Source organism: Actinokineospora inagensis DSM 44258 (assembly GCF_000482865.1).
Classification (GTDB): domain Bacteria; phylum Actinomycetota; class Actinomycetes; order Mycobacteriales; family Pseudonocardiaceae; genus Actinokineospora; species Actinokineospora inagensis.
In genome coordinates, this window is the sequence record NZ_AXWW01000005.1 from 25,759 (window position 1) to 49,649 (window position 23,891).

Here is a 23,891-nt window from a genome sequence, read left to right on the forward strand (position 1 = left end):
GGTAGAGGCCGGTAGAGCCACCGGAATTGGCTCTGAGCAGGGCGGTAGGCGGGTAGAGCCCCGAATGCTGACCGTGTACCGCCACGGCTTGACGGTGCGTCGTCCGAGTGAACCTCCTGTGCTCAACAGGAGGGCCTACCTGATCCTGCTTGCGATTCTCGTCGACTACACCACCATGGGAGATCCGGAGGGGAGGCATCGCGATGACCAGTAGCCCATGGACGCGGTTCGATGAGTTGTTCGGTGTGGAGGCCACCGCAGACCCGATGAGCGACGCAGTTGGGAATCTGGCGTTCTACGGCCGGTGCTCCACCGAGGACAACCAGGACCCCGAGACGTCTCACGGCTGGCAGCGCGGCAACGCCGAGAAGTTCGTGGGGCCGCTGGGCGGACAGATCGTGGCGGACTTCTTCGACATCGGTCAGTCTCGTTCGGTGCCGTGGGAGCGGCGGGAGGCGGCGTCGAGGTTGCTCGCGGCGTTGAAGGACCCGCGCCGTGCCTGGACCGGTGTGGTGGTCGGTGAGGGCACGCGGTGTTGGTTCGGCAATCAGTTCTCGCTGATCGCACCCCGGTTTGCCGCCTATGGCGTGGACCTGTGGGTGCCGGAGTTGGGTGGCAAGTACGACGCGCGCAACCCCTCCCACAAGATGCTCATGAGCGTCCTCGGTGGCATGAGCGAGTCCGAGCGCCAGCACGTCCAGGCCCGGGTTCGCGCGGCGATGGACGCGCAGGTGGTCAACGAGGGCCGCTACCAGGGCGGTCGGGCGCCCTACGGATATCGAGTGGTCGACGCGGGTCCACACCCGAACCCGCGCAAAGCAGCCGAAGGGTTCCGCCTGCGGGTGCTTGCACTCGACGAACAGGCGGCCGAAGTGGTGGAGCGGATCTTCGCTGACTACCTCAACGGCAAAGGCGACCGAGCCATCGCCAACGCCCTCAACCGGGAGGCCATCGCGTGCCCGTCAGCGGCGCGGCCGGAGCAGAACCGGCACCGGATCGCGGATGGCTGGCAGGCCACCACAGTTCGGTCGATTCTGGAGAATCCGCGCTACACCGGCTATGCGTTCTTCGGTCGGTGGATGCGGCGGGAAATGCTGCTCGACCCGGACGACGTGGGCGCGGGTCACGTGGTGCGGTTCAAGCGCGCGGACGCGGACAAGGTGGTGCGGTCGCGGGAGCAGGCGCACCCGGTGATCGTGCCGGTTGAGGTGTTCACTGAGGTGCAGTTGCGCAGGCGCGGCAAGTCCGCCGGTGGATTGCGCACCACAGCCAGGAACGAACGCGCCGAGCGGCCGACGAAACGCACCTACCTGTTCCGTGGGCATCTCCGCTGCGCGGTGTGTACGCGGAAGATGGAAGGCAGTCCGCGTAAGCACGGCATGTACTACCGCTGCCCCGCCCGCACTCTCGCGCCCGGTTCACCGGCACTGGCCAGCCACCCGCCCACGGTGTACCTGCGTGAGGAGCCGTTGCAGAAGATCGTCAACGAATGGCTGGTGGAAGTCCTGCACCCGGCCCGGGTTGATGCCACCGTGCAGGCCCTTCTCGATGCCCAGGTGACACCAAGCGGCGCGGCAGACCACGAGGCCGCCCGGAAGCGGCTCAAGGACGCCGAAGGGCGGTTGCGGCGCTACCAGGAGGCCATCGGCGCCGGGATCGACCCGACCGCCTTGGTTGACGCGATGAACCAGGCCCAAGCCGAGAAGGCAGCCGCACAGGCAGAACTAAGGGAGGCGCCCGAGCCGGGCACGGTCAGCGCGGCGGAGATCTACGCCATGATCGACTCACTCGGCGACGTCCAAGCCATGGTGGACAACGCCGACCCCGGCAACCTGGCCAGCCTGTACGACGCGATGGGGCTGGAGATCAGGTACTTCAACGACGAAGCGGCCGTCGAGATGACGGCCGCTCCACGGGTGAATAGCGTGCGTGTCCGAGGGGGGACTTGAACCCCCACGCCCGTTAAGGGCACTAGCACCTCAAGCTAGCGCGTCTGCCATTCCGCCACCCGGACTCGCGGGGTGTCCCGCGTGGTGTGGGCATACCTTATCCGATGCTGTGGACCACTCCCAAACCGGGGCGCTGGGGTGGGGGTGGGGGTGGTAGGAAGGCGGGGTGAGTGAGCAGCAGAGCACCCTGGCCGAGGACGAGTCGGTGTTGTTGACCAGTGAGTTGATCCGGATTGACACGACGAATACCGGGGATCCGGCCACGGTGGTGGGGGAGCGGGCCGCGGCGGAGTATGTGGCGGGGAAGCTCGCCGAGGTGGGGTATGAGACGACCTATGTGGAGTCGGGGGGGAAGGGGCGGGGGAACGTCGTCGCCAGGCTGGCGGGGGCGGACCCCGGTAGGGGGGCGTTGCTGATCCACGGGCACCTGGACGTGGTGCCCGCCGATCCGTCGGAGTGGTCGGTGCACCCGTTCTCCGGCGCCGTGCAGGACGGGTACGTGTGGGGGCGTGGGGCGGTCGACATGAAGGACATGTTGGGGATGACCCTGGCCACCGCCCGCCGGTTCAAGCGGGACGGGGTGGTGCCGCCGCGGGATCTGATCTTCGCCTTCGTCGCGGACGAGGAGGCGGGGGGCGAGTACGGGGCGCAGTGGCTGGTGGAGAACCGGCCGGAGTTGTTCGAGGGGGCGACCGAGGCGATCAGCGAGGTCGGCGGGTTCTCGATCACCGTCAAGGACGGCGTGCGCGCGTACATGGTGGAGACGGCCGAGAAGGGCATCGCGTGGATGCGGTTGCGGGCCCGGGGGCGCGCGGGGCACGGGTCGATGGTGCACGAGGACAACGCGGTCACCAAGCTGACCCAGGCTGTCGCCCGGTTGGGGACGCACAAGTTCCCGTTGGTGTTGACGAACTCGGTGCGTGAGTTCTTCGCCGCCGTCACCGAGATGACCGGCATGGCGTTCGACGAAGACGACCTCGACGGTTCGGTGGCCAAGCTCGGGGCGGTCGCGCGGCTGGTCGGCGCGACCCTGCGGGACACGGCCAACCCGACCATGCTCAACGCGGGCTACAAGGCGAACGTGATCCCGTCGGTCGCGGAGGCCGTGGTCGACTGCCGCGTCCTCCCCGGCAGGCGGGAGGCTTTCGAGCGCGAGCTCGACGACATCCTCGGCCCGGACATCGAACGCGAATGGGTGACGAGCCTTCCCTCGGTCGAGACCACCTTCGACGGCGCCCTCGTCGACGCCATGTCCGCGTCGATCATGGCGGAGGACCCGGGCGCCCGCACCGTCCCGTACATGCTCTCCGGCGGCACCGACGCCAAGTCGTTCCAGGCGCTGGGCATCCGCTGCTTCGGCTTCGCCCCCCTGCGGCTCCCGGCTGATCTCGACTTCACCGCGCTGTTCCACGGGGTCGACGAGCGGGTGCCGGTGGACGCGCTCAAGTTCGGCACCCGGGTACTCGACCGGTTCCTGCGCACCTGCTGACGCGACCGGTGGGGGCTCAGGCCCCTGCCGGCGCTTCGACATTGATTTGCCGGCGAACAAGGGGGTTGATTCACCCAAGGAAATGGTCGTCAACCGACAGCGACTTCTGATCCGGTGAAGTCCGCTGGCACACGGTGGGGGTCTGGTATGGCGGACACGCACAACGAGATCAGTGGTGGGCAGTTCGGCGGTCCGGTTGTGCAAGCGCGGCGGATTGGCCGGATTGTGGTCAACGCGGGGCCGGTGGATCCGGCCGAATACCCGCCGTTGGCGGGGTGGGGGGCGTTGCCGGAGATCACGCCTGCGTTGGCTGATCTGCTGGAGGCGCAGCGCGAGGCCGTGGACACGCTGCCGTACCGGTTGCTCGGGGTGCGACGGCCCGAGCTCGCCAAAGTGTATGTGCAGCAACGCATCCGGGCCCGTGACGACGCCGGGGTCGGGGAGGACGGGCGCGGGTCGGGGGAGGGCGCGGAGCGGCCGTTGTCGGCGGGGGAGGCGCTGGACCGGGGCGGGCACCTGATCGTCATGGGAGAGCCCGGGGCGGGCAAGTCGACGCTCGGGCACATGTATGTGCAGCAGATCTGCGACTGCTGGCTCGGTGTCGAGGGCGCCCAACCGCCGTTGACCGAACCCGTGTTGCCGCTGCGGGTGCCCGCCCGCGCGTTGGCCGCTGACCGGACGTGGAGTGAACTGCTCGCCGATGGGGTTCGCGACACCGTTGGGCGGTTGCTGACCAGCGCGCCGGACCCGGCGTTGTTCTCCCGTCGCGCGTTCGGGGCGCGGTGGCTGGTGTTCATCGACGGGCTCGACGAGATCGCCGACGGGGCTACCCGGGAGCAGGTCATCCGGGCGATCACCATACGTATGCGTCGGTCCGAGCATTACCGCATGGTGGTGACCACCCGCCCGTTGCCCAACACCGAGATGGCCCCGTTCGACCAGGTCGGCGCGCACGCGTACACGATCCAACCGTTCGGGGCGCCGGAGTTGGACGAGTTCGCCACCGCCTGGTTCCGCGCCCAGAACGCGCTGACCGCACGGGACCGCGCCGCCGAGTTCGTCCGGCAGGTCGGCGACGGCAGGCTGCGCGAACTCGTCCGCAACCCGCTGCTGGCGACCATCACCGCCATCGCGCACACCCTCGAACCGCACCGCGAACTGCCCCGCAGCACGGCCAGCCTCTACCAACGCTTCATGGACTACCTGCTCACCGACGACACCAGCGGCCGCCGCACCCGCGACGAGTTGCGCCGGACACTCGAACACAGCCCGGACCGGCTGGCGCTGGCCACCTGGGTGGACGACCACCGCGTCGACCTCATCGAAGCCCTCGCCGTCGTCCGCCTCGACACCGACACACCCCTGTTCGACGCGGCGCGCGACTGGGTTTTGGCCGCCCAGACCGGGGAGCCGCCGTCAGGCTGGGAGGAGGACATGCGCGCGTTGTTGACCAGCAGCGGCGTGTTCGTCCGCACCGAGGAGACCCTGCGTTTCTCCCACCAGTCGTTCGCCGAGTTCCTCGCCGCCCGCAGCCACGCCCGCGCCATCGGCCCCGAGTTCACCGACATGGACGACTGGATCGCGCGCGGCCTGCTCCCTGTCAGGCAGAACCACGCCCTGTTCACTTTCTTGCTGTGGGGACTCCGGGGCAATGAACTGGGTTTGGTGCTGCGCAGACTCCTGGAACGCGGCACCGACCACGTGCTCCTCGCGGGCAAACTGCTGACCGGCGACCTTCCGGTGGACGCCCACGTCGCCACCGAGATCATCGACCGCTTGGTGGACGCGCTCGTGGTCGCGGGCGCGGTCTTGGCTGATCCTGATACCGCTATGCGGCGGGTGCGCGATGTGCTCTCGACCGTCGGTGTGCACCGGGAAATCGTGCTGCGGCGAGTGGCGCGCGTGCGCGACAACGCAGACCTGCTTCCGAACACGCGCGTCGAGGCGGCCACTACGATTGGCTTGCTTGACGACCGCGTCGCTGCGGCGGACTGGTTGACCGAGTTCGCTACCGATGTCGAGCCGGACGTCCTAGTGTGGATCGCGGACGGCATCAACAGCCTCACCGCCGACAGCGGTCGCCGGATTGAGCGACTGGTCAGCCGACTTGCCCGGACCCGGCGTCACGACTATGTGGTGACCTTCGCCCATATCGCGGTCCTGGCGGACGCCAAGTTGACGACCGAGGCCACCGAACTGGCCCGCGAGTTCGTCGCCGCCATCCGGGCGGACCCACGCACCGACACCGACCCGCACCTTGTTCCCCTTTGCGACTCGACCGTGTCCGTGCCGATGCGATTCCGGGACTCCTGGGGACGCCGAGTCTCGGAAGACGACCGGTACACCTGGGCAGGCATCGCCGCGCGACTCGAAGAACTGAACCTTCCCGACGATGCCGCGTGGGCCGCGCATCGCTCACTATCCGCCGAGAACCGGATTTCGGAGTTCACCGAGGCGGCGACCGTGCTACTCGCGGTCGAGGGTGCTACCGCCGTGTCCACCATCGTCAAGAACGCCGCCGCCCGTTCGATACAGCACCTGCTGGCCTGCGCCGACCTGATCCGCGAGCACAACCCTCCTGTCGCCGCGCACCTCGCCGCCCGCAGCCTCACCTGCCCCGGTGACCTGACTCGCGCTCAGACTGACAAGGCCGTCACGATCGCATTGGCAGGCGGATATGAGCCGGACGAGTTGGCGACGTCGGTGTTCACCGAGCAGTACCTGAAGGTGTACGACCGCGCCCAGTTCGCGTATGCGCTGTCCGTGCGAGGCCACCGTGACCAGGTGCGCGCGTACTTGCGTGAACTTGTCGAACGAGGTTCTCTCGACCGGTACGAGTACTGGTGGGTCGTCGACACACTCGTGCGTGGTGGCACAGCGGATGACCGCGAGTACGTCCTCGCGGATGTTCAACACCGGTCACCCCAACACATCGCACAGGCGGCACCGGTGCTGCACAGGGTGGGGGATTCCGCCACGGCGGCCCGGCTCCTCCGTCAGGTCATCGCCTGCCGCCCACCAACGCGCGTCCTGCTGGAGGTTGTTGACGACCTCGGCACCACTGCCCCGCCCGACCTGCGCGACGAACTCCTCGCTGCCTGCGTGGCCCGCATCGACGGCGGTGAGTGTCGCGACCTGAACCGACTGGCCGTGCAACTCGACAAAGCGGGTCGCCCCGAAGCGGCCGACATGTTCCGCCGAGCCCTGTTCCACGCCATGAACACCGAGAACGCCGAACTCCCCAAGATCACCGCCGCCTGGCTCACCGCTCAAGGTGTGCACGCCGCCGATCACGTCGTGCGGGAAGTCCTCGACCGCGACCTGCCCGCCCCGCTCCGCCTGGAGGTATCGATCAAGGTCGCGGAGTTCGGCGCCCTCCCGCAGGCGGTCCGGCTCTGGATCGACATCGCCCTGCACCACGGTGAGGCCACCGGACCCGGTTTCACCGCCACCAACTGGCTGATCCGCACCGGCCACCGCTCCACAGTGGACCTGGCGATCGCCGACGCCCTCGCCCGGGGTGCCCTGTCCGCCCCGGCCCAAGCCCGCCTGCACGCCCTGCGCGCCTGGGTGGCCGCCACCGGGTAGGTGACACTCACCCGAGTGGTGGATTTCGTCGGGTTTGCGCGGACAGCAAGATCATCCGTACTTCGGGGTGGGTGTGGCAGCGCCGACTGTGTGCACGTGCAGAGGTTGCTCATGCAGTTATCCTGGGTTCAACCGCATCCTGGGAGATGAACCGTGAGCATGTCGTGGGACCGGCTGGTCGCCCTGCACAGCCGGGTCGAGCAGGAGCTGATCCGCGCCCTCGCGCCGCACGGGCTGGGGTTGTCGGAGTACCGCGCGCTGACCCGGTTGGCGGTGGCGCCGGACGGGGAGCTGCGGATGCAGTCGCTGTCCGAGGCGATCGGACTGAACCAGAGCTCGGTGTCCCGCCTGGCGTCCCGGTTGGAGCAGGCGGGCCTGGCGGCCCGGTCGATGTGCGCCGACGACCGACGCGGGATCTACTCGGTGATCACCGACGAGGGCCGCGACCGGCAACGCGCGGCCAAACCCGCCTACGAACGGGCACTGCGGACGGCGTTGGAGCAGGCGGGGGCCGACCCGGACATGGCGGCCATCGTCGCGTCGGTGCGTTAGCCGCGCCGGAATCGGGCGAATGGGAAATGCGCGGAGCGATCTGGTACCCCGTTCACGAGTTGACCGCGCGGCTGAATTGGACGGCCGACTGCGCCGTGGAAGCATGGTGAACCGGTCCCCACGGTGATGCGTAAGGCTGGGCAAGATCCGCGAGTGGGAGGTAGGCATGCCGGAGTTCATCAATGGGCTGCCCGTGCACGCGTTGGTGGTGCACGCGGTCGTGGTGTTGATCCCGTTGGCGGTGTTGGGCGCCATCGTGATCGCGGTGTGGCCTGCGGCGCGGCGGCGGATCGGGTGGATCGTGGTGGGGTTCGCGGCGGTGGGGACGATCTTGACGCCGATCGCGACCGACAGTGGGGAGTCGTTGGAGCGGCGGTTGCCGGAGAGCGACCTGATCAAGGCGCACAGCGAGCTCGGGGACCTGCTGATCTGGTTCGCGCTGGGCCTGTTGATCGCGGTGGCGGCGTTGATGGTGGTGGAGACGATCCCGGCGCGGGCGTGGACCAAGCCCGCGGTGATCGCGTTGGCCGTGCTGAGCATCGCGACCGGGGTGGCGGCGGGGGTGCACGTGTACCGGGTGGGGGACGCGGGCGCCAAGGCCGTGTGGAACGGGATCGACCAGCAGCCGGAGCGGACCGGCGGCGACGGCGACTGAGCCGGGGCTAGACGATCACGCCGGGCAGGCCCGCTTTGCGGACCTTGCGGCGGAGCCAGACCTTGCGGGTGCCGTCGGCGTAGAGGCGGACGGTGGACAGTTCCCAGCCGCTGAACTCGGCGTGGATGGCGAGTTGGGTGGCCGCGGTCACCCGGGACACGTCGGGGGGCAGCCGCAGCGGGAGGTACTCCCAGTCGCCGTCGGTGACCGCGTCGCTCATGGTTGCACCACCTGGACACCTCCTCCGTTGCCGGACGCGACGACCACGCGTCCGCTCGCTGGATCGACCGCGACCGCGTCGGGCTGAGCGACCGTGGGGTAGCGGTGCCGTTCGACGGGTTCGTCGCCGCCCGCGGTGAACGCGACGATCTCGTTGGTGGCGGTCAGCGTCACCCACACGAGGTCGCGGTTCGGGTCGTAGGCGATCGCGTACGGGGAGCCGGGTACGGGGTAGCGCTGGCGCATGAGCAGCGGGTTGAGCGAGAACGCCAGCAGGGCGCCGCCGCGGGTGTCGGTGACCAGGACCCGGCCCCACTTGTCGACGACGCCGTTGGTGGCGCCCTGCCCGGCGCGCAGGCCCTGGCCGATGGTCCCGTTGGCCACGTCGAGCTGGAACACCGCGTTGCGCAGCCGGTCGAGGACGGCCGCGCCGGAGCCGACGCTGTAAACCTGGTCGGCGCTGAGCAGTCCACCGGAGATGGTGCGGGTCTTGTCGCCGTCGAGCACCGTGACCTGTTTGCGGTCGCGCACCGCGACCAGCGTGCCTCCCTGGTAGGCCGCCGCGTCCACCACGGACCCGTCCACAGCGGACTCGCTGACACCGCCGCCGGGCACCGAGATCCGCACGACCTTGCCGGGCACCGCCGCCAGCAGCACACCGTCCCCACCGGAGGTCAGGGAACCGGTCGGGCCGGGCAGCGTCACCACGCGCGGCGCGGTGGACAGGGCGTCGAGGTCGTAGAGGCGGACCTGCGCGCCGGTGGCGACGGCCAGGGTGCGCGACGACGGGTCGGTGGCCAGGGCGGTGACGGCGTCGGTGAGCGGCAGCACCGTCCCGGCCGGGGGAGTGGCGACGGCGGGGGAGCGGGCCGGGGTCGCGGCGACCGGGTTGTCGGTGACCATCAGCTCGTCACTGGGCTGGTCATCCGACGAACAGCCCGCGACGAGCGCACAGGCCAAGGCGGCCGACACAGCCAGGACAACCACGCGGGGCAAGCAGACCTCCGGGCACGGCGGGGACGGATCTGTCCAGCATCCCGCACCCGGCCCGTCGCGGCCACGTCCGTCCGCGTGTGTCGGCACACTTCGGGTCGGACGGCCCGGGGTCACTACGCCATGACGGCCGGATTTCACTGACCAAGGGACATTTGTTACGCCTGAAGAGTGATGTCGTCACCAACCCGTAACACGGGCTGTGTCCGGGCCGACCCTGCAGGCACGAGCGCAGGGAGGCGGCGATGGCGATAGACCCCATGCACCTGCCCATCTTCGGTGACCTCGACCCCACCGACCCGCCCGCCCCGGTCCGCGCCGCCAGCGTGCTGCTCCTGCTCAATGTCGGGCTCACCGCCGCACACCTGGCCGTCATCAGCGCCCGCACCGACCACGACGTGTCCGCGGCGCTGCTGCCGTTGTGCCTGGCCCTGGGCTTCGCGCTGGCCATCCGCGGCGGCCGCGACTGGGCCAGGGTCGCCTCGCTGCTGGTCGCCGGGATCGCGCTGCTGCTCATGCTCGGCGTGGTCGACGGCCCCCTCGGCGTCGCCGCGCTGGCCCTCTCCGCGCTGCTGGTGCTGGCCGCCGGGCACCTGTTGTACCGGCCCGAGGTGCGCGACTACTTCACCCCCGGCTCGGACGAGACCGCCGACGACACGATCGACGACCTCGACGGCGGGCCTAGTGCAGGCGCCGCTCCGGGTAGCCGAACTCCACGGCGCTGACGTCGTCCAACGCCGATCTGATCGCGGCGGGCAGCGTCAACTCCTCCGCCGCCAGCGACCCGCGCAACTGGGCCGCGTCGCGCGCGCCCACCACCGGCGCCACCACCCCCGGCCGGTCCCGCACCCACGCCAGCGCAACCGCCAGCGGCGAGGTCCCCAGCCCGTCGGCCGCCGTGGCCACCGCCTGCACGATCCGCGCCGCCCGGTCCGTGCGGTGCCGCTCCACATAGGGCGCGAACACCGCCGACGCGCCCCGCGAGTCCGCCGGGGTGTTCGCGCGGTACTTGCCCGTCAACACGCCACGCCCCAGCGGCGCCCACGGCAGCACCCCGAGTCCGTGGTGCAGGCACGCCGGGACCACCTCGCGCTCGATGCCGCGCTCCAGCAGCGAGTACTCCACCTGAGTGCTGACCAGCGCGCCCGCGCGGGCCTGCCTGGCCGCCGCCGTCGCGGTCTGCCAGCCCGAGTAGTTCGACACGCCCGCGTACCGGACCTTGCCCGCGGCCACCGCCGTGTCGACCGCGGCCAGGGTCTCCTCCAGCGGCACCGACTCGTCCCACGCGTGCAGCTGCCACAGGTCGACGTGGTCCACCCGCAACCGCCGCAGCGACCCCTCCAGCGCCGAGAGCAGCGCGCCCCGCGAGGCGCCGCCGCCGAACGGGCCGTCGTGGCGGCGGGCGACGGCCTTGGTGGCCAGCACCACGTGCTCGCGCGGCACCAGGTCGCCGAGCAGGGCGCCCAGCATCCGCTCGGCCTCGCCGTCGGCGTAGATGTCGGCGGTGTCGAGCAGGGTGCCACCCGACTCGGTGAACAGCGCCAGTTGCGCGGCGGCCGCGTCGGCGTCGGTGTCCGCGCCCCAGGTCAGCGTGCCCAGGCCCATCCGGGAGACCCGCAGTCCGCTGCGCCCGAGGTGTCGTTGTTCCACGAGCAGCGAGCCTAGGCCGTGCCGGGGGGATCCAGCCCGGCCGACCCACTGGCCAACCCGGTCTACTGGTGAGTAACCTCGGCCCATGCGACTCGGACTGAACATGGGCTACTGGGGTGCCGGGAACGACGCGGCGAACCTGGAGCTGGCCAGGGAAGCCGACCGGCTGGGCTACTCGGTGGCCTGGGTCGCCGAGGCCTACGGCTCCGACGCGCCCACCGTGCTGGCCTGGGTCGCCGCGCAGACCGAGCGCATCGACATCGGCAGCGCGATCCTGCAGATCCCCGCGCGCCGCCCGACCATGGCCGCGATGACCGCCGCCACCCTCGACACCCTCTCCGGCGGCCGGTTCCGCCTCGGCCTCGGCGTGTCCGGCCCGCAGGTCTCCGAGGGCTGGTACGGGGTCAAGTTCGACAAGCCGCTGGCCCGCACCCGCGAGTACGTCGACATCGTGCGCGCCGCGCTGCGCCGGGAACGGGTCGACTACCAGGGCGAGCACTTCGTCCAGCCGCTGCCCGGCGGCCCCGGCAAGGCCATCAAGCTCACCGTGCACCCCGTGCGCGACCACCTGCCGATCTACCTGGCCGCCATCGGCCCGAAGAACCTGGAGCTGACCGGCGAGATCGCCGACGGCTGGCTGGCCATCTTCTTCTCCGCCGAGCACGGCCGCGAGTCGCTCGACCTGATCGCCAAGGGCCGCGCCAAGGCGGGCAAGACCATGGCCGGGTTCGACGTGGTGCCCACCAGCCCGCTGGTCGTCGACGACGACTGGCGCGCCGCCGCCGACACCGTCCGCCCCTACGCCGCCCTCTACGTCGGCGGCATGGGCAGCCGCGAGCAGAACTTCTACAACAACCTCGCCTGCCGGATGGGCTACGAGGCCGAGGCCGCCGAGTGCCAGGACCGCTACCTCGCCCGCGACTACGCCGGTGCCGCCGCCGCGGTCCCGCTCGGCTTCCTCGACTCGACCTCGCTGCTCGGCCCGAAGGAGCGGATCGCGGAGAAGATGCGGGCGCTGGCCGAAGCGGGGGTCACCACACTCACCGTTTCCCCGGTCCTGCAAGATCTGGAGCGCAGCAAGGCGGCCCTGCGGGTCGCCGTGGACGCTCTGGATCTCGCGGGAGTCGGTAGTTGACCTGGTTTCAAGCAATCGTCCTCGGCATCGTCCAGGGGCTGACCGAGTTCCTGCCGGTCTCCTCCTCGGCGCACATCCGGATCGTCTCCGAGCTCTGGTTCGGTGACGACGCGGGCGCCTCGTTCACCGCGGTCATCCAGCTCGGCACCGAGACCGCGGTGATCATCTACTTCGCCAAGGACATCTGGCGGCTGCTCAAGGTGTGGGTGCTCGGCGTGTTCTCCGCCGCGGCGCGCCGCGAGCCGGACTACAAGCTGGCCTGGTACGTGATCATCGGGTCGATCCCGATCTCGCTGCTGGGCGTGGCGCTCAAGGACGTCATCCGCACCGACCTGCGCAACCTGTGGATCACCGCCACCGTGCTGATGGTGTTCGCGGTGTTCCTGGCCATCGCCGACGAGACCGCCAAGCAGCGCCGCGACACCCTCACCCTGCGCGACAGCCTCGTCATGGGCTTCGCCCAGGCGATGGCGCTGATCCCCGGCGTGTCCCGCTCCGGCGGCACGCTGACCGCGGGCCTGGGCATCGGGCTGACCCGCGAGGCCGCCACCCGGTACTCGTTCCTGCTGGCCATCCCCGCGGTGTTCGGCGCCGGGATCTTCTCCATCCCGGACGTCATGGACCGCAGCGGCCCCGGTGTGCAGGCAGGCGTCCCGCAGACCGTGGCCGCCACCGTCGTGTCGTTCGTCGTGGGCTACGCCTGCGTCGCGTGGCTGTTGCGGTATGTCTCCAAGCACAACCTGATGCTGTTCGTCTGGTACCGGATCGCGGTGGGCGCGCTGCTGTGCGGACTGCTCGCGACCGGGGTAGTCCCGGCGACCTGATCGGCACCGCTTAGGCTGTTCGGCCGTGGCCACCGTCGTCCTACTCCGACATGCCCGCTCGACCGCCAACGGCTCCGGTGTGCTGGCGGGCCGCAGCGAGGGCGTCTTCCTCGACCCCACCGGCGAACGTCAGGCGGCCGAACTGGTCGACCGGCTCGCCGCGGTGTCGCTGAGCGCGATCGTGCGCTCCCCGCTGCCCCGTTGCGCGCAGACCGTCGCCGGGCTCGCCGACGCCCGCGGCCTGACCCCCGTCGTCGACGACGCCTTCGCCGAGGTCGACTACGGTTCCTGGACCGGCAAGGCGATCAAGGACCTGCTCGCCGAGCCGCTGTGGAAGGTCGTGCAGCAGCACCCGTCCGCCGCGGTGTTCCCGGACGGGGAGGGCTTGGCCGACGTGCAGGCCCGCGCGGTGCGGGCGGTGCGCGCGCACGACGCCCGGATCACCGCCGAACAGGGCGAGCGCGCGGTGTGGCTGCTGTGCAGCCACGGCGACGTGATCAAGTCGATCCTGTCCGACGCGCTGGGCCAGCACCTGGACACGTTCCAGCGGATCGTGGTGGACCCGGCCTCGGTCAGCGTGGTCCGCTACACCGAGACCCGCCCGTTCGTGCTGCGGATGAACGACGCGGGCCGCGAGTTCGCCGGGGTGGTGCCCCCCGAGCCCACACCGGACGAGACCCCGGGCGACTCCGGCGACGCCACCGTGGGCGGCTCCACCGGCCGCTGACACCCCGCCGCTGACACCCCGGAGCTGATCGCCGCCAGAAGCACTGTGCGTGCCCGGTCGCGGTGACCGGGCACGCACAGCGAGAGCGAATCGCGCGGGGCTAGAAGCCGAAGACCTGGTTGCTCTCGGCGATGGCCTCGCACTGGTTGGCGTAGCGGCGGGACGCGACGAGGTGGGTGATGTCGTGGTCGCCGAGGCGTCCGTCGGCGCTTGCCGGTGCTGGCGGGCTGGAACCCGGGCAGCCTGCCGGCCCATCGCGATCAGACTGCTGCCCACCAGGTCGCCGCCGCATCCGGTGTTCAGCGGCGGATGGTGGCGGCCGCCGGCTCGACTGCCGTGCTGCCCACCGCGGCCATGCTGCTGCCGATCGAACTGGCCCGGCAGGCAGTGACGCGTGTTCATGGCAGGAAGCGGGGCCGGTCAGGTGGTGACCGGCCCCGCGATCGTCGACTGCTCGGTGACGCGGGGCTAGAAGCCGAAGACCTGGTTGCTCTCGGCGATGGCCTCGCACTGGTTGGCGTAGCGGCGTTTGAAGTCGATGCCGGTGCCGCGCCAGGTGCCCTTCACCGTGACGGTGACCGGGTCGTAGTTGTAGGTGCAGATCTTGCTCTCGTCGCGGGGTAGCGCGTCGAGGTTGCCGCGGACGGCGGTGAGCGCGGCGCAGGCGGCGGCCGGGTCGGCGTGGTCGCTGCCGTCGGATGGGTCGCAGTAGAGGTGGGCGGTCTTGTCCTGGCCGCCGGCTGCCCGGTCCCAGTGGATGGTCAGGGTCAACGACGCGCCGGGGGCGGTGGCCAGTCCGACGCCGTCGGGTCGGGCGGAGTCGGCTCCGCTCACCCCCGTGGCCGCCAGGGCACCTCCCCCGAGAACGCTTCCCCCCAGGACGACGCCGAGCAGTGCGGCGCCGGTGAACACGGTACGCATCGAGGACAACTCCTCAGGTAGTTCAGCGAACGTACCTTTCCTACGTACCCGCTCGGCGTCGGGTGAGGAGGTCACAACCCGGCCGAACACCCGATCGAGGGCGTAATTCGCCGGTCCGGGAGTCAGTCCCGCCGCACGGAGACCAGGTGCGTGGCGACCGCGGCCACCGCCAGCACGGCCAGCCCGACCGGCAGCAGCACGGCGACGGTGGGCAGCACGGTCAGCGAGTCGGTGGCCGTCGCCATCCGCTTGAACACGGTGTTCGGCGGCGACCCGGTGGTCAGCAGCGACGCGGCGACCAGCACCATGGCGGTGAGCAGCGCGTAGCCGGGGCGGGTGAACACCAGCCGGGAGCACAGCAGCCCGATCGCGATCCCCATCGACGCGCACAGCAGGTGCGCCAGCAGCCCGACCGGCAGGTCACCGGCGCCGACGGGGCGCGGCTGCAGCGCGAGCGGCAGCGCCAGTCCGAGCACGGTCAACGCGAGCGAGATCAACCAGGTCACCGCGACCGAGGCGGCCAGCACCCTGGCGTGGCTGTTCGCGGCGACGACGGTGATCGCCCGGTGCGCGGGGTCCTCGACGCTGATCACCGCGATGGTCAGCCAGGCGGCGCACAGCAGCAGCGCGCCCGCGTTGAGCGCGTACACCCCGGGCAGCGGGCCGGAGTTGTTGCCGGACGCGACACCCGCGCAGGCGAAGAACAGCACGACCGGGGCGAGGAAGCGCTGGTTGTGCACGGTGGTGGCGAAGCTGTAGCGGATGAGCGCGTTCATCGGGCGGCTCTCTCAGTGGTGGCCTCGTCGGGGCCCGCCTTCGCGGGATGGGCCTTCTCGGGGGTGACGCTGTCGACCGACCAGCCGTGCCGCAGCGCCACGGTGAGCAGGGCGTCGGAGTGCTCGCGGTCGACCCGGACGAACAGCCTGCCCTGGTGGGTGGCGGCGGTGAGCACGCCGTCGAGGCCGGACCACTCGGGGTCCTCGGTCTCCCTCGCCCCAGTGGCGGTCAGCGCGACCTCCATGACCTCGCGTTCCAGGTCCGCCGCCGGGGCGACCCGCCCGTCGGCGATGCGGTGCACCAGGGAGGCGTTGGCGCGGGTGACCGACTCGCGGTGGTCGGTGAACACCACCGCCCCACCGTCGGCGGCGACCTCGGCGATGATGGCGGCCAGCACCCCGTGCGCGTCGACGTCGAGCCCCGACCACGGCTCGTCGAGCACCAGCAGCCCCGGTGGCCGGATCAACGCCTGCGCCAAGGCCACCTTCTGCGAGTTGCCCTTCGACAGGGTCCGCAGCGGGGAGTCGAACCCGCCCTGCAGCGAGAGCCGCTCCAGCAGCTCCTCCGCGCGCCGGTCGGCGTCCTCGGCGCTCATGCCGCGGATGCGGCCGAGGTGGCGCAGGTAGGCCAGCGCGGAGAGCCGTTCGTTGGGCGGGAACCGCTCGGGCACGTAGCCGACGACCTCCGGGCGGCCGGTGACGCTGCCCCGCGTCGGCCGGGTCACCCCGACCATGAGCCGCAGCAGCGTGGTCTTGCCCGACCCGTTGCCACCGACCACGGCGGCGACCACACCGGGCTCCACGGTGAGGTCGACCTCGTGCAGCACCCAGTTGCCGCCGCCGTACCGCTTGCTGACCGCCTCCACGCGCAGCATGGGCTCACCTCAGGTCTGTGCCGTCAGTCCGTGTCGCGGCCCCCGTCCTCGGCCAGCAGTTGGACCTGGGCGAGCCGGGCGGGCGCGTTGAACACGAGACGGTAGTGCCGATGGTGTTCGGACGTTGTGACGTGAAACGGGCGCGTCTGCAGCCGCCACCGGAAAACCTGGTCGACCCGGCGGTCCAGGTCCCGCCAAACCCGCCCGTCCGATGATCCCTGCAGCGTCCACGACACCGGGTCCGGGCCTGCGCTCGCCGAGGTCAGCGTGTACAGCCGCACCCGACCGGCGACCGGCAGGTCGACCACACCGTCCACTGTGGTCTCGGTGCGGGCCGTGTCGTCGAACAACGGACCCGGCAGCCCGGCGGTGAGGTCGACCAGGGGCGGCCGCTCGCCCAGCGGCTCCGGCAACCGGTCGGCCGCCCACCGCGACGGCGTCGGCCCCATCGTGAACTCCAGGCGCGCGCCCGCGGCGACGGTGGCGTGATCGATCCAGGCGTGCTCGTGCGGCTCACCGTTGACCAGCAACCGCTGCACATAGACGTTGTCGTGGCTGTTGTTGTGCGCCACGACCTCCAGGTCACCCCCGTCGAGGTGCACCACGGCGCGGCGGAACAACGGCGACCCGATGGCGTAGACGGGGGTGCCGACCCGCAGCGGGTAGAGGCCCAACGCGCTGAGCACGTACCACGCCGACATCTCCCCGTTGTCTTCATCGCCGCAGTAGCCCTGCCCGATCTCGCTGCCCTGGTAGAGCCGGGCGAGCACGTCACGCACCAACTCCTGCGTGCGCCACGGTCGCCCCAGGTGCGTGTACAGGTACGCGATGTGGTGGGCGGGCTGGTTGCTGTGCCCGTACTGGCCCATCCGCACGTCCCGCGCCTCGGTCATCTCGTGGATGGCACGCCCGTAGGAGCCTGGGAAGGTGGCCGTCTCCGGGGTGGCGAAGTACTCGTCGAGCTTGTCGGCCAACGCGTCCGCGCCCCCGTGCAGCGCCGCGAGCCCGGCGGGGTCGTGCGGGACGGCGAACGCGGCGGTCCACCCGTTGGTCTCTGTGTAGTCGTAGCCCCACACGCGCGGGTCGTACTCCTGCGGCGTCCACCGCCACGCCCCGTCGCGGCCCTGGAAGAACCCGATCGAGGGGTCGAAGTGGTTGGCGTAGTGGCGCGCGCGGTCGAGGAAGTAGGCGTGATTGTCGGCGTCGCCGAGCGCGGCGGCCATGGTCGCGATGCCGAAGTCGTTGATACAGCCCTCCAACGCCCACGACAAGCCCTCGTTGGTCGACATCGGCGTGTAGTGCAGGAACATCGACCGGTCCAGGCCCTTGCGGCCGACGCTCTCGTCCGGCGGCACCACGGTCGCGTTGCGCAGCGCGGCGTCGTAGGCGTCGCGCACGTCGAACCCCGGGACGCCCTTGGCGTGCGCGTCGGCGAACGCGACGTCGGAGCTGGTGCCGGTCATGAGGTTGGCGTAGCCGGGGGAGGACCACCGCGACACCCAACCGCCGTCGCGGTACTGCTGCAGGAAACCGTCGACCAACCGCCCCGCGCGGGTGGGGTCGAGCAACGCGTAGGCGGGCCAACACGTGCGGTAGGTGTCCCAGAAGCCGTTGTTGACGTGGATCCGCCCGTCCTTGATCGCGGGTGGGCTCACCGGGCTGGAGTAGCGCGGACCGGTCTCGGTGTCCTCGAAACCGGAGTTCGGGTAGAGGAACAGCCGGTACAGGCACGAGTACAGCGTGGTGAGCTGGTCGTCGGTGCCGCCGTCGACCTCGACCCGGTCGGTGATCGCCGACCACCGGCGCCGCGCCTCGGCGCGCACCTGGTCGAAGTCGCGGTCGTCGAGGTTGGCCGCCGCCTGCTCCGGGCTGATCAGCGACGTCGCCACCCGCAGCGTCACCTGCCGGGTACCGGGGGCGAACCGGACCAGCACCGTGCGGTCGCGCGAGAGCCACCGCCACCGGTGCTCGGCCCGCAGCACCGGCTGGTCCACCGTGGCGTGCAGGTACATCCGGCCCGCGCCGACCGACAGTCCACTTCGGACATCGGTGTAGCCGGTGATCGTGGTCCCGTCGACCTCGACCCGGCCCTTGATGCCGACGTTGTCCAGGACCAGGTTCGCCGGTCCGGGCGGGTAGCCGAACCGCAGCACCGCCGAGTGGTCACCGGGCGCGACCTCCGCGCGCACCCCGTTGTCGAACTCGACCTCGTAGTGGAACGGGCGGGCGTGCTCACGCGCGTGGTCGAACGTCAGCGCCCGGGTCTTGCGGGCGACGCTGGTGCCGGTGGTCGGCATGAAGTGGAAGGTGTGCCGGTCGCCCATCCACGGGCTCGGCATGTGGCTGAGTCCGATCGCCTGCAGTGCCGGGCGGTTCCCGGCCGTGTTGCCGCGGTGGTACTCGTAGGACCAGTTCGTCACCGCCGCGTTGGTGACCGGGATCCAGAAGTTGAACCCGTTCGGCACGGCCGTCGCCGGGATCGTGTTGCCCCGGGAGAGGCCGCCGCTGGAGTGGGTGCCGCGCGTGGTGACGATCCGCTCGACCGGCTCGGTGGGGTGCCGCCGCGCGGGACCGATCACCAGGTCGTCCAGCCAGCCCGCGAACGCGGTGGGCGCCTCGGGGATGTCCACGGCCAGCAAGATCCGCGCGATCGTCCTGCCCGCCGCGGGGCGCAGGCTGATCGACCGGAAGTTCCACTGGTCGGGGAACAACGCCCGGCCCTGCTCGCGCGCGGCGATCGGGTAGCCGAGGTGGTCCCTCGCGTCGAGTGCGCTCAGGCGCGTGCCGTCGGTGAACACCAGGTCCACCGCGACGAACGTGCTGGCGTAACGCAGGTCGGTGAACTCGGGGAAGACCACGTAGGACAGTTCCGCGTCGGCGTCGACTACCTGGTCCGACCAGAACAACCGGTTCACCGCGACCCCGGGCGCCGCCGCCTCGCCCTCGTACCGCAACGCCCGCAACCCGGTGAACCCCACGCCCGCCTTCGCCGCGGGGGCGTTCGCCGGACCGGTACCGACCCGCGTGCGCAACGTGACGTCCGTGGCCGTGGTGCCCGATTCGGGCGCGTCGATCCAGGTGGGGACCGGGTCGGCCGCCTCGAACGACGTGCGGAACTCGGACATGCGATCACGCTACGCCCGGCTGACGACCTCTCGGTGATCTTCTGCCCGGATGGACGAGGGTGACGGCGGTCATTCCCCCGTGAGCCGCCCGGGGCGGCGCAGTAGGGTCGCCTCACGCCGAACAACCAGGGGGGAGGAGCCGGATGCCACCGGGGATCGGGGAACTGTTCATCGCCGAGGTCGACCACGACGCCTGGCGCCGCCCGCTGCGCCCCTGGGTGATCACCGGCGCCGTCCTCGTCGTGACCGGCCTCGCCCTGCTGGTCGTCGGCTGGCTCGGCCTCGTCGTCGCGGCCGCGGGGGTGGTCGTGTCGGGCGTCAAGGTCGGCGCTTACATCGCCCGCCGCAAACGCCGCGCCGATCCGCTGATGATCGACCTCACCGGCGTCCGCCTCCCCACCGCCCAGGGCGCCGCCCACCTGCCCTGGGACGCGCTGCGCGCCGTCGTCGTCGACGGCCCCACCCTGCGCTTCCGCGTCCGCCCCAGCGTCACCCCCGCCACCCCCGGCGTCGAGGGCCTGCACCGCCGCGACGCCTGGCCCGTCGCCTCCGGCCCCGGCCTCCCCCTCGACACCCGTCTCTACGCCCGCCCCCGCGACGAAATCCTCACCGCCCTGCGCGACTTCTCCCAGGACACGGTCCGCATCACCTGAGTGACCTCGTCGCGGGACTGGTCCGTCCGAGTGGTGCTCCCTCGGCGTGCACGTGAATCTGCACGGGCGGACTACAGTCTCCGCCACGGATGTCACTCGATCGTGCACTGGCAGGGGTGGTTCGAGCGTGATCTCCGCATTGAACGGCCAAGAGCGATCGCCACTGCTCGACCTCGTGCGCCTGACACCGGTGGTACGGCGGGGACGCGGCTCAGTGCCGATCGAACTGGTGTCGACACCAGCGGACGCCCCATACCTGACCGGAGTCGGCGGGCAAGGCGGCCTGGCCATCGCCCCCTTGTCGCCGATGACGACGAAGGCACTGGGACACGGGCGGCCACCGGGAGAGCTGGCAGAGGTCTTACGCGGCGTCGAGGCGCGGATCGCCTTGGTAAGCCTGGCCGTGGGGGAGGGCGACGAAGAACCACTGCGCGCAGCCCTCGACGACGTGGAGGCGCGAGACGTGCTGGTGATAACCACCGGCGACAGCGTGGTCGCCGAACACCCGTGGACAGTGCCAGTGCTCTCATGCACGTCATCCGGACGACCGAGTTGGTTCGTCGAACACGACCCGGACGCCCGCGGAGTGTTGGCACCGGGGGAGGACGTACCGGGACCACGGGGCAACACCACCGGCAACGGGGTGGCGGCGGCGGTGGTGGCCAACACGGCATCCCTGCTGTGGTCCCTGTTCCCAACAGCCACCGCAGCACAACTCCGCGCCGCCCTCCTCATCGGCGCCACCACCCGCCGCGCCGGCCCCCCACTCATGGACGCCGAACGCGCCCACGAACACCTCGCCCTCTCCGCCAGCTAACCCGAGCATGCCGGAGTTGTGCCGCCGGACGTGAGCAACGCGGAATGGGCACTTCACCGCCGAACCGGATGGCCTGCGACGCGGCCGGGGACGCCGCTGTGCCCGGGTGCTTCCGGGTGGCCGGATACCAGGTCGACGGCGTTGTCGCCGAGTTCATCCGGGCCGAGCACCAATTCCCGACCATGTGACGTTTCCTTGTCCTAGACCAGGAAACGTCGATCGCCGCGGCCGCCATGACAATCCACGGCGACGTCGCCGTGCTCGGCGGTGCCTCGACCCTGCCCGAACATCGGGGCCAAGGCGCCCAGTCACGGCTACTGCGACACCGACTCCAAATCGCCGCCGAAGCGGGAACCACCTCAGCCGTCGCGACAGCCCGCCCCGACTCGGTCAGCGCGGCCAACCTCCGCAACGCGGGTTTCACCCTCCACCGACGCTCCTCGTGGACGGACGGCCTGATCGGCAGGTCCCAGCGGCGTGATGTTGGGTCACGTGGGTGTGCCGGTGCGCGTGGCGAACGCGCGCAGGCCCGGCAGGGTGTTCGCGGTCGGGTGTCGCAGCAGGCTCGTGGCGATCTGCCGCCGTGTTCGTGTTGTTCTTCCGGGCACCGGACGGTCGGTTGGCCGCGCACGCGCAACTCGTGACCGCGCTGCTTGGCGTCGCCGTGGCCTCCTACCGGGCTGACGCCGGACATCGCGACGCCGAACTGGCGTTGTTGCTGGGTGCGGCCGGGTTCCGCGCCGACTGCCAGACCGCCAAGATCCGCCGCGATCTGAGCGGACTGCTCTACGCCGACGGCATCCACGACAGCTTGTTCCTGGCAGCGGGCAAACGCCACACCGGCACCGGGGACGACAGTGTGATCCCGGCGCCGCGTCCCGCTTCGACGACCGCGTAGCCGCGTCACCCGCGGGGGCAGGCGCGTCGCTGGGTTCAGGTGGTGCGTCTGCCGTGGTCGCACAAGACGGTGACGCCCTGGTCCACTGCCTGCAACGCTGCGGTGAGGCGGTCGGCCAACAGTGGCTTCACCCTGGCCCGTGCCTCGATGAGGGTGTGGAAGCCCGCGGAAAGGATCTCGCCGTCGGGGAAGACCGTCCCGATCAGGTCGGTCTCGTCCAGGACGCCGCCGTCGAAGATGAAGATGACGCCTTCGGGGCGGGAGTCCTGGGGACGCACGTAGTCCACCACCAGCAGCCGACCCAGCGGGCGGTGCCAGCCCAGTTCCTCGGCCAGTTCGCGGGTCGCGGCCGCCCAGGGCGACTCGTCGGCCTCCACCGCGCCGCCGGGGATTTCGAAGTTCGGCTTGTACGACGGTTGGACCAGCAGTACCCGGTCTGCCCTGTCGCGGAACAACACCCCGGCGGCCATCCGCTTGCGGGCAAGACCCGCCACGTACTGGTCCACGGGCAAGGCGGCGGTCGGCCCACCAGACTTCGACACGGTCACCTCCGGCACCCTAACCCCAGCTAGGACGACAGGAAGCGGTCCAAGACCTCCACGCCGAAGCGTAGGCCGGTGACGGGGACTCGTTCGTCCACGCCGTGGGCCATGGCGCGGTAGTCGAAGTCCTCGGGTAGTAGGAGGGGGGCGAAACCGAAGCACTCGATTCCCAGGCGGCTGAAGGCTTTCGCGTCGGTGCCGCCGCCCATGCAGTACGGGACGACGACTGCGGCCGGGTCCTGCGAGCGCACCGCCGCGGCCATGGAGTCGAACCAGGGGGAGTCGACGCGGGCCTGGACCGGGGGTTGGTTGGCGAGGAACTCCCGCCGCACGCCTGGGCCGAGTAGCTTGTCGATCTCCGACAACAACGCCGCCTCAGTGCCCGGCAGCACCCGCGTGTCGACCTGCGCCCGCGCCACTCCCGGTATCACGTTCACCTTGTAGCCCGCCGACAACACCGTGGGGCGGGTGCTGTTGCGCACCGTGTTCTCCACCAGCTTCGCCGCCGGGCCGAACCGGGCGATTGTGCCGTCCACATCGGACAGATCAACCGGCACGCCCAGCGCGGCGCCGACCCGCTCGATGAACGCCTCCACCGCCGGGCTCAGCACCACCGGCCACTCGTGGCCCGCCAACCGGTGCAGCGCGTCGACCAGCTTCACCACCGCGTTGTCGTCGTTGCGGCGGGAACCGTGGCCCGCGCGACCGGTCGCGGTCAACAACAGGTGCGCCGTGCCGCGTTCGGCGGTCCCCACCGGGTAGATCCGCACCAGCGCACCGTCCGACCGCCGCACCGGGACCGTGTGCCCGCCCGACTCGCCGATCGCGGCCACGCACCCCTCGAACAGCTCCGCGTGCTCGCGCACCAACCAGTGCGCCCCGTAGTACCCGGTGTCCTCCTCGTCGGCGACGAACGCGAACACGATGTCGCGCTCCGGCGCCCTGCCCGCCGCCGCCCACCTGCCGAGCACGGTCAACACCGACGCGCACATGTCCTTCATGTCCACCGCGCCGCGGCCCCACACGTAGCCGTCGCGGATCTCACCGGCGAACGGGTCCACCGACCACTCGTCGGGATCGGCGGGCACCACGTCCAAGTGCATCTGCACCAGCAGACCCGGCAACTCCGGGCGTGACCCCGACATCCGCGCCACCACGTTCGACCGGCGAGCCGCGCGCTCGAGCAGGACCGGCTTGAGACCGGCGTCGGTGAGCAGGTCGGCGACGAACTCCGCCAGTTCCCGCTCACCCTCGCCCTGCCCGTGCCCCCGGTTCGTGGTGTCGAACCGGATCATCCGCGCGCACAGCTCCTCGACCGGCTCCGCCATCGACGCACCCTCCCTCACCTGCGTGTGCTCCGTTCAGCTCAACCCTGGTCACACCCCCGCGCCGCCCGCAACGCGAACCCGGCCGTCAACCTGGTGTGACCAGTCGCACGCGGCTCGTGGGCGCCGGAACCGACCAGTACGCGGTTGGATCGATCGGCCCTGTGTAACCTCAACC

The 23,891-nt window shown here is 70.8% G+C and carries 23 protein-coding genes, 1 tRNA gene and 1 pseudogene; 14 read left to right on the forward strand and 11 right to left on the reverse strand.

The annotated features are described in order from the left end of the window. The first annotated feature begins 266 nt into the window (after positions 1-266). Positions 267-1,949, forward strand: coding sequence for a recombinase family protein (locus tag H504_RS39255; RefSeq protein ID WP_245614014.1), 1,683 nt, complete (start codon positions 267-269; stop codon positions 1,947-1,949). Here the strand turns inward: H504_RS39255 and H504_RS0100155 are convergent. After that, a tRNA-Leu gene (locus H504_RS0100155) sits at positions 1,931-2,014 on the reverse strand. The genes H504_RS39255 and H504_RS0100155 overlap by 19 nt on opposite strands. A 101-nt stretch (positions 2,015-2,115) precedes the next feature. Here H504_RS0100155 and H504_RS0100160 point away from each other — a divergent pair. The 4 genes from H504_RS0100160 to H504_RS32550 all read left to right on the forward strand — a co-directional run bounded on the left by H504_RS0100160 (position 2,116) and on the right by H504_RS32550 (position 8,233). Beyond that, on the forward strand, positions 2,116-3,438 hold the full coding sequence (locus H504_RS0100160; protein ID WP_026421101.1) for a M20/M25/M40 family metallo-hydrolase: 1,323 nt from the start codon (positions 2,116-2,118) through the stop codon (positions 3,436-3,438). A 147-nt stretch (positions 3,439-3,585) separates the two neighbouring features. Then, the gene (locus H504_RS0100165) at positions 3,586-7,026 is read left to right on the forward strand and encodes an NACHT domain-containing protein (RefSeq protein ID WP_026421102.1); all 3,441 of its coding nucleotides are present in this window, start codon (positions 3,586-3,588) and stop codon (positions 7,024-7,026) included. Positions 7,027-7,185: 159 nt separating this feature from the next. Continuing rightward, positions 7,186-7,578, forward strand: a complete 393-nt coding sequence (locus H504_RS0100170; RefSeq protein ID WP_035302918.1) for a MarR family winged helix-turn-helix transcriptional regulator — start codon at positions 7,186-7,188, stop codon at positions 7,576-7,578. A gap of 166 nt (positions 7,579-7,744) precedes the next feature. Continuing rightward, positions 7,745-8,233, forward strand: coding sequence for a DUF2231 domain-containing protein (locus H504_RS32550; protein ID WP_035302855.1), 489 nt, complete (start codon positions 7,745-7,747; stop codon positions 8,231-8,233). A 7-nt stretch (positions 8,234-8,240) separates the two neighbouring features. On the opposite strand, the gene H504_RS0100180 is transcribed toward H504_RS32550, so the two are convergent. Together H504_RS0100180 and H504_RS0100185 are read right to left on the reverse strand one after the other, a co-directional pair. After that, on the reverse strand, positions 8,241-8,453 hold the full coding sequence (locus H504_RS0100180; RefSeq protein ID WP_026421104.1) for a DUF5703 family protein: 213 nt from the start codon (positions 8,451-8,453) through the stop codon (positions 8,241-8,243). Continuing rightward, entirely contained in the window at positions 8,450-9,439 is a 990-nt protein-coding gene (locus H504_RS0100185) for a YncE family protein (protein WP_157440120.1), read from the reverse strand. The genes H504_RS0100180 and H504_RS0100185 overlap by 4 nt, the downstream gene beginning before the upstream one ends. A gap of 251 nt (positions 9,440-9,690) precedes the next feature. Between H504_RS0100185 and H504_RS0100190 the strand changes: the two genes are divergently transcribed. Next, the gene (locus tag H504_RS0100190) at positions 9,691-10,170 is read left to right on the forward strand and encodes a hypothetical protein (protein WP_026421106.1); all 480 of its coding nucleotides are present in this window, start codon (positions 9,691-9,693) and stop codon (positions 10,168-10,170) included. On the opposite strand, the gene H504_RS0100195 is transcribed toward H504_RS0100190, so the two are convergent. After that, positions 10,127-11,095: an aldo/keto reductase gene (locus tag H504_RS0100195; protein WP_026421107.1), complete on the reverse strand. Its 969-nt coding sequence runs from the start codon at positions 11,093-11,095 to the stop codon at positions 10,127-10,129. The genes H504_RS0100190 and H504_RS0100195 overlap by 44 nt on opposite strands. 85 nt (positions 11,096-11,180) lie before the next feature. On the opposite strand from H504_RS0100195, the gene H504_RS0100200 reads away from it, so the two are divergent. Genes H504_RS0100200 through H504_RS0100210 form a run of 3 tightly spaced genes read left to right on the forward strand, consistent with a single transcriptional unit; the run spans position 11,181 to position 13,781 of the window. Then, complete coding sequence (locus H504_RS0100200; RefSeq protein WP_026421108.1) at positions 11,181-12,230, forward strand: LLM class F420-dependent oxidoreductase; 1,050 nt, start codon at positions 11,181-11,183, stop codon at positions 12,228-12,230. Continuing rightward, positions 12,227-13,054: an undecaprenyl-diphosphate phosphatase gene (locus tag H504_RS0100205; protein ID WP_026421109.1), complete on the forward strand. Its 828-nt coding sequence runs from the start codon at positions 12,227-12,229 to the stop codon at positions 13,052-13,054. The genes H504_RS0100200 and H504_RS0100205 overlap by 4 nt, the downstream gene beginning before the upstream one ends. A gap of 25 nt (positions 13,055-13,079) precedes the next feature. Then, entirely contained in the window at positions 13,080-13,781 is a 702-nt protein-coding gene (locus H504_RS0100210; protein ID WP_026421110.1) for a histidine phosphatase family protein, read from the forward strand. A 100-nt stretch (positions 13,782-13,881) separates the two neighbouring features. On the opposite strand, the gene H504_RS40705 is transcribed toward H504_RS0100210, so the two are convergent. The 5 genes from H504_RS40705 to H504_RS0100230 form a co-directional block, all read right to left on the reverse strand. Further along, complete coding sequence (locus H504_RS40705) at positions 13,882-14,073, reverse strand: hypothetical protein (RefSeq protein WP_157440121.1); 192 nt, start codon at positions 14,071-14,073, stop codon at positions 13,882-13,884. 176 nt (positions 14,074-14,249) lie between these two features. Next, positions 14,250-14,702: an SSI family serine proteinase inhibitor gene (locus tag H504_RS0100215; protein WP_051385339.1), complete on the reverse strand. Its 453-nt coding sequence runs from the start codon at positions 14,700-14,702 to the stop codon at positions 14,250-14,252. Positions 14,703-14,824: 122 nt separating this feature from the next. After that, positions 14,825-15,478 carry a hypothetical protein gene (locus tag H504_RS0100220; RefSeq protein WP_026421112.1) on the reverse strand — a complete coding sequence of 218 codons (654 nt, stop codon included), beginning with the start codon at positions 15,476-15,478 and terminating at the stop codon, positions 14,825-14,827. Continuing rightward, a complete protein-coding gene (locus H504_RS0100225) occupies positions 15,475-16,353 on the reverse strand; it encodes an ABC transporter ATP-binding protein (protein WP_026421113.1) in 879 nt (292 codons plus the stop codon). Before H504_RS0100225 ends, H504_RS0100220 begins: the two co-directional genes overlap by 4 nt. Positions 16,354-16,376: 23 nt before the next feature. Further along, the gene (locus H504_RS0100230) at positions 16,377-19,478 is read right to left on the reverse strand and encodes a GH92 family glycosyl hydrolase (RefSeq protein WP_084467252.1); all 3,102 of its coding nucleotides are present in this window, start codon (positions 19,476-19,478) and stop codon (positions 16,377-16,379) included. Positions 19,479-19,621: 143 nt separating this feature from the next. Here H504_RS0100230 and H504_RS0100235 point away from each other — a divergent pair, with 143 nt between their 5' ends. The 5 genes and pseudogenes from H504_RS0100235 (at position 19,622) to H504_RS0100250 (ending at position 21,846) form a co-directional block, all read left to right on the forward strand. Continuing rightward, a complete protein-coding gene (locus H504_RS0100235; RefSeq protein ID WP_026421115.1) occupies positions 19,622-20,131 on the forward strand; it encodes a hypothetical protein in 510 nt (169 codons plus the stop codon). A gap of 214 nt (positions 20,132-20,345) precedes the next feature. Then, entirely contained in the window at positions 20,346-20,948 is a 603-nt protein-coding gene (locus tag H504_RS0100240; RefSeq protein WP_026421116.1) for a S8/S53 family peptidase, read from the forward strand. A gap of 44 nt (positions 20,949-20,992) precedes the next feature. After that, positions 20,993-21,136 carry a hypothetical protein gene (locus H504_RS40710; RefSeq protein WP_157440122.1) on the forward strand — a complete coding sequence of 48 codons (144 nt, stop codon included), beginning with the start codon at positions 20,993-20,995 and terminating at the stop codon, positions 21,134-21,136. Between the two features lie 24 nt (positions 21,137-21,160). Further along, positions 21,161-21,592 (forward strand): annotated as a pseudogene (locus H504_RS43930) (GNAT family N-acetyltransferase); the annotation flags it as partial. After that, the gene (locus H504_RS0100250; protein WP_026421117.1) at positions 21,532-21,846 is read left to right on the forward strand and encodes a hypothetical protein; all 315 of its coding nucleotides are present in this window, start codon (positions 21,532-21,534) and stop codon (positions 21,844-21,846) included. The pseudogene H504_RS43930 and the gene H504_RS0100250, both read left to right, overlap by 61 nt. A 35-nt stretch (positions 21,847-21,881) precedes the next feature. Here the strand turns inward: H504_RS0100250 and H504_RS0100255 are convergent, their stop codons facing one another. Continuing rightward, a complete protein-coding gene (locus H504_RS0100255) occupies positions 21,882-22,394 on the reverse strand; it encodes an NUDIX domain-containing protein (RefSeq protein WP_245614015.1) in 513 nt (170 codons plus the stop codon). A 20-nt stretch (positions 22,395-22,414) separates the two neighbouring features. Further along, entirely contained in the window at positions 22,415-23,716 is a 1,302-nt protein-coding gene (locus tag H504_RS0100260; protein WP_026421119.1) for a M20/M25/M40 family metallo-hydrolase, read from the reverse strand. Positions 23,717-23,891: the final 175 nt, after the last annotated feature.